This is a genomic window from Xanthomonas translucens pv. cerealis (assembly GCF_006838285.1).
GTDB lineage: Bacteria > Pseudomonadota > Gammaproteobacteria > Xanthomonadales > Xanthomonadaceae > Xanthomonas_A > Xanthomonas_A cerealis.
The window spans coordinates 4,125,830-4,139,914 of sequence record NZ_CP038228.1 but is presented as its reverse complement, the minus strand read 5'-3'; the positions used below and the strand labels follow the sequence as shown (position 1 = coordinate 4,139,914).

The 14,085-nt window shown below is 66.9% G+C and carries 9 protein-coding genes; 4 read left to right on the top strand and 5 right to left on the bottom strand.

All coding sequences use genetic code 11. The features are described 5' to 3' along the window. Positions 1 to 69 precede the first annotated feature (69 nt). Positions 70 to 411 carry an NHLP-related RiPP peptide gene (locus E4A48_RS18265; protein ID WP_004425939.1) on the top strand — a complete coding sequence of 114 codons (342 nt, stop codon included), beginning with the start codon at positions 70 to 72 and terminating at the stop codon, positions 409 to 411. On the opposite strand, the gene E4A48_RS18260 is transcribed toward E4A48_RS18265, so the two are convergent. The 4 genes from E4A48_RS18260 to aceB all read right to left on the bottom strand — a co-directional run bounded on the left by E4A48_RS18260 (position 354) and on the right by aceB (position 7,435). Next, positions 354 to 2,990: a putative peptide modification system cyclase gene (locus tag E4A48_RS18260; protein ID WP_142742905.1), complete on the bottom strand. Its 2,637-nt coding sequence runs from the start codon at positions 2,988 to 2,990 to the stop codon at positions 354 to 356. The genes E4A48_RS18265 and E4A48_RS18260 overlap by 58 nt on opposite strands. A 23-nt stretch (positions 2,991 to 3,013) precedes the next feature. Continuing rightward, on the bottom strand, positions 3,014 to 4,060 hold the full coding sequence (locus E4A48_RS18255; RefSeq protein WP_058195888.1) for a GGDEF domain-containing protein: 1,047 nt from the start codon (positions 4,058 to 4,060) through the stop codon (positions 3,014 to 3,016). A gap of 292 nt (positions 4,061 to 4,352) precedes the next feature. After that, positions 4,353 to 5,648 carry an isocitrate lyase gene (aceA, locus tag E4A48_RS18250; protein ID WP_058195887.1) on the bottom strand — a complete coding sequence of 432 codons (1,296 nt, stop codon included), beginning with the start codon at positions 5,646 to 5,648 and terminating at the stop codon, positions 4,353 to 4,355. Between the two features lie 143 nt (positions 5,649 to 5,791). Continuing rightward, positions 5,792 to 7,435, bottom strand: a complete 1,644-nt coding sequence (gene aceB / locus E4A48_RS18245) for a malate synthase A (protein WP_142742904.1) — start codon at positions 7,433 to 7,435, stop codon at positions 5,792 to 5,794. 108 nt (positions 7,436 to 7,543) lie between these two features. Here aceB and E4A48_RS18240 point away from each other — a divergent pair, with 108 nt between their 5' ends. From E4A48_RS18240 to E4A48_RS21335, 3 genes are all read left to right on the top strand, one after another. Beyond that, positions 7,544 to 8,512: a LysR family transcriptional regulator gene (locus tag E4A48_RS18240; protein WP_142742903.1), complete on the top strand. Its 969-nt coding sequence runs from the start codon at positions 7,544 to 7,546 to the stop codon at positions 8,510 to 8,512. A 406-nt stretch (positions 8,513 to 8,918) separates the two neighbouring features. Next, positions 8,919 to 11,042: a type III secretion system effector XopN gene (xopN, locus tag E4A48_RS18235; RefSeq protein WP_058195885.1), complete on the top strand. Its 2,124-nt coding sequence runs from the start codon at positions 8,919 to 8,921 to the stop codon at positions 11,040 to 11,042. Positions 11,043 to 11,131: 89 nt separating this feature from the next. Beyond that, complete coding sequence (locus E4A48_RS21335) at positions 11,132 to 11,638, top strand: DUF6597 domain-containing transcriptional factor (protein ID WP_409976351.1); 507 nt, start codon at positions 11,132 to 11,134, stop codon at positions 11,636 to 11,638. 107 nt (positions 11,639 to 11,745) lie between these two features. On the opposite strand, the gene dcp is transcribed toward E4A48_RS21335, so the two are convergent. After that, positions 11,746 to 13,899 (bottom strand): peptidyl-dipeptidase Dcp, encoded by a 2,154-nt coding sequence (gene dcp, locus E4A48_RS18225; protein WP_039006375.1) that lies wholly within the window; start codon positions 13,897 to 13,899, stop codon positions 11,746 to 11,748. Positions 13,900 to 14,085: the final 186 nt, after the last annotated feature.

Below are 14,085 nucleotides of genomic sequence, written 5' to 3'. Positions count from 1 at the left end.
GATGGATATAGTGGTTGCGCCTTACGCCTCGTGCCCAATACCGCTCTTCCCTGCGAGATGACACGCCTAATGAATACCGCCCGCCACGATCCGTTGCCTGCCGACATCGCCGACCGCCTGCTGGAGCTGCTGAGCACCGACGACGCGTTCCGCGCCAGCTTCCAGGAAAATCCGGTCGCCGCCCTGGCCAGTCTCGGCTACAAGCCGGCCGACCAGGCGCTGGCCGCGGACCCGAAGCCGCCCAAGCAGGGCGCGCCGTTCTACTGTATGACCTCGCAGCAACTGGCGTCGAAAGAAGAAATCGCCAAGGCGCGCAAGGAACTGGTCAGCCACCTGACGGTGGACGGCAACCATCACGTCATTTTCGCTTTCGAAGCCGGCAAGGTCGCCTCGACCGTCTCTCTCAAGTAAGCCGGCATCGCGGCGCTGGGCCATGCGGCGAACAGCGCTTCGATTCGCCGCTGCGCATCCGGGACCCTGTCCATCTGCGACAGGGTTTGCGCCGCCCAACGTGAAGCCATGCGCGTATCGGCGACATTCAAGGCCTGCAGCGACTGCGATACCGAGGCTTCGCCATAGGCGAGGCCTCGGTGTTCGCCGATCCAATCCGCCTGCACCAGCGCCTGCCGATGCTCCCCCGCCGCCTGCAAGGTGAGGTATAGCGCCACCCGCGACTGCAGCAGATCGTCATCGCGGGGTGCCAGCAACGCGAGCGCCTGCGCATACTCGCCGCGCAAGCGGAGCTGACCCGCCTGCACGACCCGCAGCAACTTGCCCAGTGCCGGATCCGCCGATGTCTGCGCCCACGGGCCTGCAACCTTCAGCGTGCGCGCCGACAGCGCGTCGTCGCCCAGCCGTTGCGCCAGATAGGCGGAGGCGAGAATGAGCGCGGCGCGATCGGCCGCGTATGGCTCGCCCGGAAGCACCCTCTGTTGCATCTGCAGCTGGACGTTCTGCCATTGCCGCAGCCGCGGCAACACCTTGCCGGGCGGCAACGTCAACGCCAGGACCGACAACTGCACGAAGCCGAACTGTGCCTGGGTGAAGTCGTTGGCCGAGCGACTGGCCTTGATCGCATCGCCGAGTTCGGCGGCGACCTGGTCCCATTTGCCCTGGTCCAGCTTCAGCGCGATCAGGTCCAGGCGCGGCACCATGTCATCGTTCGCATAGTCGCTCTTGGGAATGGCGCGCAGCCGCGCCTCGGCCTCGGCATACTTGCCCTGCAGCGCCAGCACATTGGCCAGGCGCCGGCCGGGTCCGCTCTTGTCCTGCAGCGCAATCCGGGTGAACTGTGTCTTGGCCTGCTGCAACTTTCCCTGCACCAGATAGATGCGGCCGATGTCGTCGGTGGCGATCGACCGATACGGATCCTGCCCGGTGTCGGCGGCGACGGCATGCGGCAATGCGTCGGCGAACCGATTGGCCTGGAACAGATGCCAGAACGCATTGCCGTGTGCGGCGAAGCTGTCCGGATACAAGCGCAGCAACTGCTCCCATCCTGCCAAGGCGGCCGGACTGTCCTGGAGTTCGTCCGCCCATGCCGCAAGATAGAGCCGGTCGCGTGCCGGCAGACGCGATGCGTATTGCTGTGCCTTCTGCAGATACGGCATCGCCGCAGCGCGGTCGGAGGTCGCTGCAAGCACCCGGGCGATGCCGACGTAGGCCAGCGCGAACTGCGGATCAAGCTCGATCGCCACGCGGAAATGCTGTTCCGCTTGCGTCCAGTTGCCCTGCCCCGTCGCCTCCAGACCCAATGCGTAGGAACGCAACGCATCCAGATTGGATGTCGTGACCTGCGGCAACGGCTTGGATGCCTGCTCGACCGACTGGATGGCTTCGCCGAGCTGCTGCCGCAACTGGCCGCTGACCGTATCCACCGACGCCAGCACCGACTCCAGCCCGCGTCCGGTCTGCGATTCGGTATGCACGGTCGCTTGCGTCGCCGGGTCGACCAATTCCACGGTGACGCGGATGCGGCCGCCCACTTCGGCGACGGTCGGCAGGATCACGGCGCGCGCGCCGTCACGCAGCGCGATCTCCGAGGCGACCGCGCGATCGAGCTTGCTGTCCGGACTACGCTTCATCCGGCCCAGGGTGTCGCGCACCTTGAGGTCGCTGAGCAGGTTGACGTAGCGCGATTGCTCCAGGCTGATCCGGAACGCTTGGTCGAGCGAAGCATCGAGCATCGCGTTGCCAGTGAGGTTGCGCAGGTCGCCGACCACGACCCAGTCGCGCTCGGCGAACGCGATGGCCGGCTCCGGCCGGCCGAAGAACAGCAGCGCGGCGACCGCCCCCAAGGTCAGCGTCGCCTCCGCCACCAGCGCGGCCGGCCGCCGCCACAGCGGGATGTCCCGCCATGCCTTCGGCGTCGGTTTCGGCGCGCGCAGGGGGGTGTTGCCGATCTCGCCGACTTCGTAGATCTCCTGCACCGTCGGCACGCCCTTGAAGCGCCAGCGGCCGTGCGATTTCCACAGCAGGCGCTCGCCGCGCTCGCCAAGTTCGCGCGCGGCGCGGTGGGTCAGCGACTCGGCCACCGCCGACAGCAGGATCTGCCCGGGACGTGCCAGGGTCATCAGCCGCGCCGCGGTCGGTTTGGCCAGGCCCTCCACTTCCAGCGGTTTGGCGCCGACCTGCACCGCGGCATCGCTGTTGCGCCAGGTCAGCACTTCGCCGACGTGCAGGCCGGCGCGCACGTTCAGTTCCAGTTTGCGCTGCGTGCCCAGCGCGTGCAGGCCGCGGTTGTAGTCCAGGGCGAAACCGAGGCCGTCGATCGGCCGCTCGAACAGCAGCAGCAGGCCGTCGGAACGGTCGATCAGGCGCCCGCGCCAGCGTTGCTGCAGTTCCAGCACCAGCGCGTCGTGCAGTTTGAACAGCTCGGCGGCGTTGGCGTCGCCGAGCCGCTCTACCAGCGCCATCGAATCGCACAGGTCGGTCAGCAGCAGGGTGCGTAGCTGTGGGACCTCGGGCTGTGACGGGTAGGCATCGTTCATGGCAGCTCGAGGACGCGCGTGCGTCAGTAGGGTGCGGAGGCGCGGTCGTGCCAATACAGGCGGTTGCCACCGAGGCGCTTGGCCTCGTACAGCGCGGCATCGGCGTTGGCGTACCAGTCGTTCCAGTCGGACTGCGGATCAACCCGGCTGATGCCGATGCTGACCGGGCAGATATGCGGCGAGGGGTGCGGCACGCCGAGCAGGTTCTGCACCGTGGCGATCACGAACTCGCCGATGCGGCGCAGGTCTTGCACGTTGCCGGTCGCCACCAGCAGGCAGAATTCGTCGCCGCCGAGGCGGCAGGCGATGTCGTCCCGGCCGACGACCGAACGCAGGATGTTGGCGACGTTCTGCAGCACACGGTCGCCGACCAGGTGGCCGTGTTCGTCGTTGATGTGCTTGAAGCGGTCGCAGTCGATCAGCAGCAGGCCCGGCCCGGGCGAGCGGCCGTCGCGGCGGCATTCCTGCAGGCGCAGGATCAGGCCGCGGCGGTTGTGCAGGCCGGTCAATTCGTCGGTGCGCACCAGCTCTTCGGTCTGGGTGAGCTGGTGGGTGGTGGTGTAGAGGTTGTCCAGTGCCGCTTCCAGGTCGTGGTTGCGGCGGCGCAGCTGGCGGATCAGGGTCTGCTCGTTCATCACCACGCGCATGATGGTGCGGCGCAGGAAGTAGGCAACCACGCCCGGGTCGCGCTCCACCAGGCGCTGGAAGTCGTCGTGATCCAGCTCGACCAGCACGCCGTCGCTGGCGGCGATGGCGTCGGCGCTGCGCATGTGGCTGCCGATCAACAAGCCGAGTTCGCCGAAGAATTCGCCGTGGCCGAGATGCTTGACGACCAGGTCTTCGCCGAAATCCAGGTCGATCACGCCGCTGCCGATCACGAACATGGCGCTGCCGCCGTCGCCGCGACGGAACAGCACGTCGCCGGCACGCACCGTGCGCGAACGGCCGAACTCGGAGAATAGACGCAGTTCCGCTGCGGTCAACACCGCCAGCTCATTGGGCTTGGGGGCGACCACACCAATCGTCGAAGTTGTCTCGCGTGCATTGGACGCGGCGCTGTCGCAGCTCATCCAGCCCCCCTACTGCTCTTGGCGTCGCCCGCCATCTTCTTCGAAGCATACCATCTGAACACGGCGTTCACCGGGAGGTCGCAGCCGATCTCGCAGCTGGCAGAGACGGCAAAAGGCATGCAATCGCGCGCTGCCGCCGCACTCGCGCCACGCTGCGGCGCGGCGGCTTGGCGCAACGCATCGACACCGCATCACGCCGGGGCGCAGGCCGCCGCACGGGCAAAAAAAGCCCGGGCGAACCCGGGCTCTCCCCTCCCTGGGGATCGGCAAGCAACGGCCGCCCGGCTGCAGGTCAGGCGGCCTTTTCGCCGTGGAACTGCTCTTCTTCCGTCGAGCCCTTCAGTGCGGTGGTGGAGGACTGGCCTTGCTGGATCGCCTGGGTCACCGCATCGAAGTAGCCGGTGCCGACCTCGCGCTGGTGCTTGACCGCGGTGAAGCCGCGATCGGCGGCGGCGAACTCGGCTTCCTGCAACTCGACGAAGGCACTCATCTGCCGGCGCGCATAGCCGTGCGCCAGGTTGAACATCGAGTAGTTCAGCGCATGGAAGCCGGCCAGGGTGATGAACTGGAACTTGTAGCCGTAGCGGGCGATCTCCTGCTGAAACGTGGCGATGGTCGCGTCGTCCAGGTTCTTCTTCCAGTTGAAGCTCGGCGAGCAGTTGTAGGCCAGCAACTTGCCCGGGAACTTGGCGTGGATCGCCTCGGCGAACTGGCGCGCGAACGCCAGGTCCGGCTTGCCGGTCTCGCACCAGATCAGGTCGGCGTAGGGAGCGTAGGCCAGGCCGCGGCTGATCGCCTGGTCCAGGCCCTTGATGGTCTTGAAGAAGCCTTCGACGGTGCGCTCGCCGGTGGTGAACGGGCGGTCGTTGGGGTCGATGTCGCTGGTCACCAGGTCGGCGGCCTCGGCGTCGGTGCGCGCGACCAGCAGCGTCGGCACGCCCAGCACGTCGGCGGCCAGGCGCGCGGCGTTCAACTTCTCGATCGCCTCACGGGTCGGCACCAGCACCTTGCCGCCCATGTGTCCACACTTCTTCACCGAGGCCAGTTGGTCTTCGAAATGCACCCCGGCGGCGCCGGCCTCGATCATCGCCTTCATCAGCTCGAAGGCATTGAGCACACCGCCGAAACCTGCCTCGGCATCGGCCACGATCGGCTGCAGGAAGTCGATCTCGTCCTTGCCTTCGGCGTGGTGCAACTGGTCGGCGCGCAGCAGCGTGTTGTTGATGCGCTTGACCACCGCCGGCACCGAGTCGGCCGGGTACAGCGACTGGTCCGGATACATCTGCCCGGCCAGGTTGGCGTCGGCGGCGACCTGCCAACCGGACAGGTAGATCGCGTTGAGCCCGGCCTTGACCTGCTGCATCGCCTGGTTGCCGGTCAGCGCGCCCAGCGCGTTGACGAAGTCCTTTTCATGCAGGTATTTCCACAGCTTCTCGGCACCGAGCCGGGCCAGCGAATGCTCCACATGCACGGTGCCGCGCAGGCGCACCACGTCGGCGGCGGTGTAGTTGCGGGCGATCCCGGCCCAGCGCGGATCGGTGTCCCAGGCGTGCTGGATCTGCTCGGCGGTCTGCAATGTGGTGCTCATCTTGCGCTCTCCTTGGAATGGATACGGCGATGAAACGGTGGCGCGGTGTATCGGATGAAACGCGTGGAAGGCATGGAACAAGTCGGGCGCAAGGACATCGCTCTCACGATTCGCCATTCCCGATTCCCTACTCCCAACTCCAATCAATCGATCATCTGGTAAGCCGGCAAGGTCAGGAATTCGGCCAAGTCCTCGCTGCGGGTCAGCGCGTCCAGCAGCGCGATGGCGTCGTCCAGGCGGTTGCCGCCGGGCAGCAGCGCGCGCTCGCCCAGGCGCGCCGGCAGATGGCGCATGCAGGCATCGAACAGCGCGAAGTCGATCGCGGTGCCGTCGTCCAGATGCAGGCCGCTCACGTGCAGCCACTGCCACAGCTGGCTGCGGCTGATCTCGGCGGTGGCCGCGTCTTCCATCAGGTGGTGGATCGGCACGCAGCCGTTGCCGTCCAGCCATGCGGCCAGGTAGCGCACGCACACTTCGATGTTGCCCTCGAAGCCGGCGCGGGTGATGGTGCCGGTGGATGGCGCGATCAGCGTGTCGCGGTCGGCCTGCACGTCCTCGCGGCGCACGTTGTGCTGGTTCGGCGCGTGCATGTGCTCGTCGAAGATGGCGCGGGCGATCGGGATCAGCGCCGGATGCGCGACCCAGGTGCCGTCGTGACCGGCGCTGACCTCGCGCAGCTTGTCCGCACGCACCCGTGCCATCGCCTGCTCGTTGGCCGCCTCGTCGTGGCGGATCGGGATCTGCGCGGCCATGCCGCCCATCGCATGCGCGCCGCGGCGGTGGCAGGTGCGGATCAGCAGTTCCGAATACGCCTTCAGGAACGGCTGGGTCATGGTCACCTGGCCGCGCTCGGGCAGCACCCGGTCGCGGTGGCGGCGGAACGTCTTCAGGTAAGAAAAGATGTAGTCCCAGCGGCCGCAGTTCAGGCCGACGATGCGCTCGCGCAGCGCATGCAGGATCTCGTCCATCTCGAACACCGCCGGCAGTGTCTCGATCAGCACGGTGACCTTGATCTGGCCCTGCGGCAGGCCCAGCATCGCCTCGATGTGCGACAGCGCCGCTTCCCACAGCGCGGCCTCTTCCATCGACTGCAGCTTGGGCAGGTACAGGTAGGGGCCACGGTCCTTGGCCAGCAGCGCGCGGCCGTTGTGGAAGGCGAACAGCGCCGCGTCGAACAGGCCGCCGGCCAGCGCCTGGCCATCGACCAGCACGTGCTTTTCGTCCAGGTGCCAGCCGCGCGGACGCACGATCAGCACCGCCTGCTCGTCGTAGGGTTTTAGCGCATAGCGCTTGCCCGGGCTGCCGTCGCGCGCCGGCGGCGCGCTGAAGCTCAGCGTGCCGGCCACCGCCTCGGCCAACGTGCGTTGGCCGGCGACCAGGTTGCGCCAGGTCGGCGCGGTCGAATCCTCGAAGTCGGCCATGTACACCTTGGCGCCGGAGTTCAGCGCGTTGATGACCATCTTCGGATCGGTCGGGCCAGTGATCTCGACGCGGCGATCCTGCAGCGCGGCCGGCAGCGGCGCCACACGCCAGTCGCCGGCGCGGATCGCTTGGGTGTCGGCGCGGAAGTCCGGCAGCCCGCCGCCGTCGAACCAGGCCTGGCGTTCGCGGCGCGCCGCCAGCCGCGCCTGGCGCTCGGGTTCGATCGCCCGGTGCAGCGACACCAGCAGGGCCAGCGCCGCCGGCGGCAATAGGGCGTTCTGACCGGCCAGCGCGGCGGTCAGGGTGATGCCGGGGGTGGAGCGTTCGGCGGACAGGGATGAAGCGGCGAAGGCGGCGGCGGACATGGTGGGGTTCCTCGATGTTTCCGGACTCTCACCGTGCTGCCGCAGCATGTATTTGACAATACAGTTTTATCAATGCATTAAATAAGTACACCTTATAGTTGCTATGTCATGGCCACGCGCGACACTGCAACTCCGCGTTTTCCCTACAAATCCGACCGACTGAAGCCGTTGCGCGCGTTCTGCCAGACGGTGCGCCTGGGTTCCGTCTCACGAGCCGCCGAGGCGCTGTTCGTCAGTCAGCCGGCGGTGACCCTGCAACTGCAGGCGCTGGAGCGCGAACTGGGCGTGGTACTGCTGGAGCGCAGCGGGCGGCGCCTGATCCCCAGCCGCGAAGGCCAGCTGCTGTACGAAATGGCGCAGCCGCTGGTGGAAAGCCTGGACCGGCTGGAGGCCGACTTCCGCGAAAAGGCACGTGGGCTGGACGCCGGCGAACTGAACATCGCCGCCAACAGCTCCACCATTCTGTATCTGTTGCCGAAGATCGTGGAGAACTTCCGCGCGCGCTACCCGGACGTGCGCCTGACCCTGCACAACGCGATCAGCGCCGACGGCACCGAGCTGTTGCGCAAGGATGCGGTGGACCTGGCGGTGGGCTCGATGCTCGACGTGCCGGCCGACCTCAGCTACGCGCCGGTGTACCGCTTCGAGCAATTGCTGATCGCCCCGCGCGAGCACCCGCTGGCGAACTTGCCCACGCTCACCTTGCACGACTTGTCGCCGTATCCGCTGATCCTGCCGCCCAAGCGCCAGGTGACCTATCGCCTGGTCGACCTGGTGTTCCAGCAGGCGCGGGTGCCGTACACGGTGGCGCTGGAAGTGGGTGGCTGGGAGGTGATCAAGCAGTACGTGGCGATGGGCATGGGCATCTCCATCGTCAGCTCGATCTGCGTCACCGAGGCCGACCGCGGCAAGCTCGCCACGCGCATGCTGGGCGACTATTTCCCCGCCCGCAGCTACGGCGTGGTGGTGCGCAAAGGCAAGTACCTGTCGTCGCAGGCACGCGCCTTTATCGAACTGATCCGGCCGGACCTGTTCACCCCGCGCGGCTACGACGAAAGCGGGCCGTCGGAGCGCTAGCCACGGCTCGCGCATCGCCACGCACAACGCCGACCGCGACACCGTCCATTGCGCGCACACCCGCGCATGGCGCGCTGCCGCCACGCCGGCATCAGCGCGCAACGCAACAGTGGATCAGCTCAACATTCCGATGGGTAGCGGCAAAGCCTTCTGACAAGCGCACATCACTTCGCACGCCGCAGCAAGGCGACGCTGGCAGGGTGTTTGAATGAAGTGTGCCAATGTATCTGCAGGCGACGAAGACTCCATGCGCTACGCACCGACGCTCGCAAATCGCCATCGAGCGCTACCCCCACGGCGCGTAACACACGATACCTGGCATTAAGCCCGGCTCGGGGGGGACCGTCTGCTTGCGATCCGTGTCCCGAGCCGCTGCCCTCGCCGCATCGCCAGGACATCTGCCACCATGAAGTTATATCAACACCTCAACCTCAGCAGCACGACCAATCGCTCGGAAGCCTCCACAAGTTCCGCGCAATCGGAAATACAGCCACAAGCGCCGGCTCACGCACAGCCGGAAAGCGGCCCTGCCGCTCTGGCAGGCCTTTCGCGCAGCCCCAGCCCGCGCGGCGTGGAGGCCACGGCAGCGGCAACCGCGCTGAGCGCTGCATCCGTCACCGCCGAGGCGACCGCTGCGCCAGCGCACGCGTCCGTGTCGGCGACATTGCAAGGGCTCCACACGCAGTTGCAGCAAGACAAGCAACGCCCGGTAGACAAGGACCTCGCCGCACAACTCATCAGCGCACTGCGGCCGCTGCGCTCTTCGGAGGCGACAGGCGCCCCGCGCAACCTTGCGACCAGTGCGGAGTTGGTCGGCCAGGTCAGCGAGCAGGATGTGATGCGCTGGTACCAGGCGCAAGGCCTGCAGGAATCCGATGTGCACACGCTGCGCCGCACCGCGTTGCTGTCGGGCATGCCCAATCCGTCCGGCAGCTTTCTCAACAACGCGATGCAGTACATCGCTTCGCCATGGATCAACTACGCCACCGGCAATCCCTGGGCGGGCGCGAGCTTCGGCTTCGCGACCGCGGCCATCGCAGCGCCGATGAATGCCGCCCAGCAGTCGGCCGTGGTCAGCTTGTGCGAATCGATCCGCGAACATGGCGGACATGTGATCGTGCCCGACAAGAGCCAGATCAACGACAAGCAGTGGTTGCCGGATCTAGCGATCAAATTGAGCGAAAAGCTGGCCGATTTCAGCAAGTGCTACGACGATTTCAGCGCGGCGGTTGGTAAGCACTCAGCAAACGATGCGGGCGCGTTGGCCAGCGATGCCGAGGTCGTGCAGGCCGCCCAGGCGCTGATGCGCGCGGAGAGCGCCCTGCAAAAAACGCAAGGCGATTTCGTGATGACCCAGGGTGCGCACGATCGGCAATGGAAGGGCAATCGCTGGCAATCGATACCGCGTACGTTGCGCTCGCCCCTTTCCAGTTCGCTGGGACTGATCAGCAAGACCCCGGCGATACGCGCCCTGTCGCCGAGCGCACAGGCCGTCGCCTCGCTTGTGGTCACCGGCATGCAGCATGTGGCGGCGGGATTCGACGAACGCGCCAAGCAGGAGGCCAACAACACGCTGAACTTGCTGCACGCCGATGTGTTCACCCCGGAAGGTGCGCAGAAGCTTGCACGCGGCGAGCCGCTCGGTGGCCAGGACATCGACGAGGGCAAGTTGCGCAAGCTGATCCAGTCGCCCACCCAGGCGCTGGTCAAGCGGGTGACCAGCGGCTTGACCGCCGTGCAAAAGGAACTCAGCAAAAAACTGGAAAACGCCGGGCCGGCAAGCACAGAAGCCGGGCACGAGGTCGATCTGGAGCTGGGCCACGGCAACAAGCCCGCGGCGTTGGTCGAACTGGAAAAGGACCTGGATTGCCTGCGCGAAGGCAGGTTGACCGACCTGGCGCACGACGGAGCCGCGGCGCGGCTGTTGGCCGGGTCGGCAACGTCGGTCATTTCCGAACAACTGGTCCGCGATATCGGCGCCAAGTACACGATGCGCGAATTCTCCGCGCAGACCGCCCAGCGCCTGGGCCAGGCGTTCCATCTGGGCGTGTTCGGCAGTGCGGCATCCTCGGTGATCGGCAAGCTGACCTCGGCCGCGCAGGGAGGCACGCGCAACGTCCCCATCCCGCAGGTGGCGGGCGTGGCCGCGCTGTCCGGGGCGATGGCGGCGGTCGGTGCGTTGAACCAGCATGTGGCCATCAGCGTCAAGAACAATCGGCGCGAAGCCAGCCCGGACATCGGGCTGGGCAAGCAGATCACGCGCGGCATCATGGGCGGCGCGCAGGAAGCAATGGCGCAATACAGCGGCACCAAGACCAGCAAGGCCATCAACGCAAAGCTGGGAGACGCCGACGTGCACACCATGCTGCAGAAGGCCAGGGAGTTGTGCCAGACGCAAGCTGCTGGGCCGTCGAACCCGCTGACGCTAGACGAGGCGGTGCAGCAACTACGGCCAGGGCAACGCGCTGCGTCGCATTCGGGTGAGATCACGGTGCAGATCGAAGAGGAAAAGGCAACGCCTCCGGCCTGAACCCACGCCGGACGCGACGCAGAATGGATCGGCCGCGGTACGCGCTGCAGTAGACTGCCGCACCGCCGCCGGTCGATCCGATCACTGCCTTGCCAACGCCCTCCCGCTACGCCGAACGCGACGCGCCGCCGGCATTGCGCGATCGCCTGCGCTGCAGCTGGCGCTTTCGCCAGGGCGCTGGCGAAGCGCTGCCGACGCGGGTGCTGCCAGATGGCTGCGTGGACCTGATCAGGGATGGCCGCGCGCTGTTCGTGGCCGGACCGGACCACTGCGCCAGCAGCGCGGCGGTGGCGCCGGGCAGCGAGCTGAGCGGCGTACGCCTGGCCGCCGGCGCAGGCGCGGCTCAAAGACGGCGCCGCCCCACTGCCGTTGCTGCAGGCGCTGTGCGCCAGGCACCCGCTGCAGACCGAGCAGCCGATAGCCTGGCTATTCGCGCAGCTCGCCGGGGCCGACGCGCCGAGGACATCGCGGCATTGCCATCGCGACAGTGCGCGCGGCGCGGCGCGGGTACCAGTGACGGAAGGCATGGGGCGGCGCTTGCGCCATCGGGCGTCGGGCGAGGATGCGTCCTGGGCTTGGGAGGCGGTCGGGACTGAAGCCGCTCCTGCAGGGTTGCCGCGGCCATTTCGCGGCGGCGGCAACGAAAAACGGGATGGCCGTTGGGCCATCCCGTTCTCGATCACCGCTGGCGGCGAGGTTCGACTCAGTTCTTCAGACCGCGGTTTTCCAGCAGCGATTCGACGGTGGCGTCCTTGCCGCGGAAATCGCGGTACAGAGTGGTCAGGTCGACGCTGTTGCCGCGCGAGAGGATCTTGGCGCGGAAGATGTCGCCGTTCTTGCGCAACAGGCCGCCGTTCTCCTTGAACCATTCGAAGGCGTCGTCGTCGAGCACTTCCGACCAGAAATAGGCGTAGTAACCAGCCGAGTAGCCGCCACCCCAGATGTGGTCGAAATAGGTGCTGCGGTAGCGCGGCGGCACTTCGGCCAGGTCCACCTTGAACTTCTTCAGCGCGTCGGCTTCGAACTTGTCCACGTCCTGCAGCGGCGCATCGGCCGGCTGGGTGTGCCAGGCCAGGTCGAGCAGCGCCGCCGACAGGTATTCGGTGGTCGCATAGCCCTGGTTGAAGGTGCGCGCCTTCTTGATCTTTTCCACCAGCTCGGCCGGCATCGCCGCGCCGGTCTGGTAGTGCTTGGCGTAGTGCGCGAACACCTTCGGATCCGAGGCCCAGTGCTCGTTGAACTGCGACGGGAACTCGACGAAGTCGGCAGGAGTGCTGGTGCCGGCGATCGACGGGTATTTCACCTTGGAGAACATGCCGTGCAGCGCGTGGCCGAACTCGTGGAACATGGTGGTGACATCGTCGAAGCTGAGCAGCGCCGGCTGGCCGGGCGCGGGCTTGGTGAAGTTGCAGACGTTGTAGACCACCGGCTTGGCGCCGGTGAGGCCGTCCTGCTCGACGAACACGTCCATCCACGCGCCGCCGGACTTGCTGTCGCGCTTGTAGTAGTCGGTATAGAACAGCGCCATCGAGGTGCCGTCCTGGTCAAACACTTCGTACACTTTCATGTCCGGGTTGTATGTCGGAATGTCGGTGCGTTCCTTGAAGGTGATGCCGTACAGCTCGGTGGCGGCGTAGAACACGCCGTTCTTGAGCACGTTGTCCAGCTCGAAGTACGGCTTGATCTGCGATTCGTCCAGGTCGTACTTGGCCTTGCGCACCTGCTCGGCGTAGAAGTCCCAATCGGAGGCGGCGAGCTTGAAGCCGCCCTTCTGGGCATCGATCACCTTCTGCATCTCGGCCACTTCGCTGCGCGCCTTGGCGGTGGCCGCCGGCACGGTGTCGTTGAGCAGCTTCAGCGCCGCGGCCGGGGTCTTGGCCATCTTGTCAGACAGGCTGTAGGCGGCGTAGCTGTCGAAGCCGAGCAGCTTGGCCTTCTGCGCACGCAGCTGGGCCAGGCGCTGGATGGTCTGGCGGGTGTCGTTGGCGTCGCCCTTCTCGGCGCGCGACTGCGAGGCGGCCATCACCTGGATGCGCAGCTCGCGGTCCTTCAGCGAGGCCAGCACCGGCTGCTGGGTGGTGTTCTGCAGCGCGAGCAAATACTTGCCGTCGAGCTTGCGTGCGGTGGCGTCCTGCGCGGCCGATGCGATGTCGCCCTCGGACAGGCCGTCGAGCTTGGCCTTGTCGTCCACCACCACTGCACCGGCGCTGGAAGCGGCGACCAGCTTGGTGTGGAACTGGGTGGCCAGCGTGGTTTCCTCTACGTTGAGCTTGCGCAGCGTCGCCTTGTCGGCATCGGACAACTGCGCGCCGGCGCGCACGAACTCTTCGTAGTCGCGCTCGACCAGGCGCTTCTGCTCCGGCTCCAGGTCCAGCGTGTCGCGCTGGTCGTAGATCGCCTTGATCCGCGCGAACAGCTTCGCGTCCAGGCTGATCTCGTCCTGGTGCGCGGCCAGCTTCGGCGCGACCGCTTCCTGGATCTTCTGGCGCGCGTCGTTGGTGTCGGCCTGGACCAGGCCGAAGAAGATGCGCCGGACCCGGTCCAGGGTCTCGCCGCTGCGCTCCATCGCCTCGATGGTGTTGGCGAAGGTGGCCGGCTCGGCGTTGTCGGCGATCTTGCGGATCTCGGTCAGGTGCTGCTTCATGCCCTCTTCGAACGCGGGCAGGTAGTCGGCGTCCTTGATCTTGTCGAACGGCGGCGCCTGGAACGGCAGCGTGCTGGCGCTCAACAGCGGATTGGCGGCGGTGGGAGCGGGGGACTGCGAGGCGGGGGCGGCGGGCACGGGGGGGGACTCCTTACCGGAACAGGCGGCCAGCGCCAGGCTGATGGCGGCGGCCAGAATGACAGTACGCGACATGGGGTGGAACTCCTGACAGGGACATGGTGGCGGGGCAGCCGCGCACGCTACGCGGTTTGCGCGGGGGCGGCATGTGCCATTGGATCTGGGAGTGGGCGCGCGCGGCATGGACATGGCGCCGACCGCCCTGGCGCAGGGGCCTGGGCGGCGCTTTGCGGACAGATCCTGCCGCGGCTGAAGCCGCTA

Excerpts from the sequence above, each read along its gene's own strand:
- E4A48_RS18265 (WP_004425939.1), top strand. The coding sequence starts at position 70 with ATGAATACCGCCCGCCACGATCCGTTGCCTGCCGACATCGCCGACCGC.
- E4A48_RS18260 (WP_142742905.1), bottom strand. The coding sequence starts at position 2,990 with ATGAACGATGCCTACCCGTCACAGCCCGAGGTCCCACAGCTACGCACC.
- E4A48_RS18255 (WP_058195888.1), bottom strand. The coding sequence starts at position 4,060 with ATGAGCTGCGACAGCGCCGCGTCCAATGCACGCGAGACAACTTCGACG.
- aceA (WP_058195887.1), bottom strand. The coding sequence starts at position 5,648 with ATGAGCACCACATTGCAGACCGCCGAGCAGATCCAGCACGCCTGGGAC.
- aceB (WP_142742904.1), bottom strand. The coding sequence starts at position 7,435 with ATGTCCGCCGCCGCCTTCGCCGCTTCATCCCTGTCCGCCGAACGCTCC.
- E4A48_RS18240 (WP_142742903.1), top strand. The coding sequence starts at position 7,544 with ATGGCCACGCGCGACACTGCAACTCCGCGTTTTCCCTACAAATCCGAC.
- xopN (WP_058195885.1), top strand. The coding sequence starts at position 8,919 with ATGAAGTTATATCAACACCTCAACCTCAGCAGCACGACCAATCGCTCG.
- dcp (WP_039006375.1), bottom strand. The coding sequence starts at position 13,899 with ATGTCGCGTACTGTCATTCTGGCCGCCGCCATCAGCCTGGCGCTGGCC.